Raw genomic sequence first — 804 nt, 5'->3', positions numbered from 1 at the left:
ACCCACCGGGGTCACGTTGCCCCGATGGGGGTGCCGTGGCCCCTTCTTCCAGAAGGAGAAACCACCATGGCACTCGCAGTCCTCAACCTCGCGTCACAAGCACGCTTTTCGCCCGGGCAGGTGGTCATGACCGCCGGCGTCGACGAGCTGGTCCGACAGGGTCGGCTCAACCCCACGCCGTACCTGCGCCGCCATCTTCATGGCGAATGGGGCGACCTGAGCGACAGCGATCGGCGGCAGAACGACGCCGCGCTGAAGTCCGGCGAGGATCGTCTGTTCTCGTCCTACCAGGTCACGTCCGACCAGAAGCTCTGGATCATCACCGAATGGGATCGCAGCGTCACCACACTGCTGCTGCCCAGCGAATACTGATCCGCATCCAGCGGTCTCGCGCCGCTTCTTTCTTCCCACCCAGGGGCATGTCACCGCCCCGTGGGGGAGGTGCATGCCCCATTGCTTTGGAGCATCACCATGTCCCTCGATCTCGAAACTGTTCCCGAAACCGCTGTGCAGGGCGACCTGCTCGAAGCGGCCGCTTCACCTCTCACGCTCAGCCTGCAGGACTTCGTATCGGAGTTCGGCGACGAGCTGCTCGATTCGCTCAACCGCGCCAATCCGCCGGTCTACACCGGCCAGGTGCGGGTGCATCGGCAACTGATCCTCGCCGCGCTCAAGCGCAAGCTGTTCCCGGCGCAAGCCGATGTGGTCCACGCCGTCACCGAGCTGTTGGTCGATCGCGGCGAACGCGCCGCGATCGTCAACGGCGAGATGGGCTGCGGCAAGACGACGGTGGGTATTGCCACC

At 64.9% G+C, this 804-nt stretch carries 1 protein-coding gene and 1 pseudogene; both read left to right on the top strand.

Annotated elements, in window-relative coordinates:
- Positions 1-66 precede the first annotated feature (66 nt).
- Entirely contained in the window at positions 67-372 is a 306-nt protein-coding gene (locus N5K27_RS28985; RefSeq protein WP_017462937.1) for a hypothetical protein, read from the top strand.
- A 99-nt stretch (positions 373-471) separates the two neighbouring features.
- A pseudogene (locus N5K27_RS28980) lies at positions 472-804 on the top strand (DEAD/DEAH box helicase); the annotation flags it as partial.

Origin of the sequence: Pigmentiphaga sp. GD03639 (assembly GCF_029845405.1) — a bacterium.
Lineage (GTDB): Bacteria > Pseudomonadota > Gammaproteobacteria > Burkholderiales > Burkholderiaceae_B > Pigmentiphaga > Pigmentiphaga daeguensis.
The sequence above is the reverse complement of the archived record's forward strand: the minus strand, read 5'-3'. Positions and strand labels throughout refer to the sequence as shown.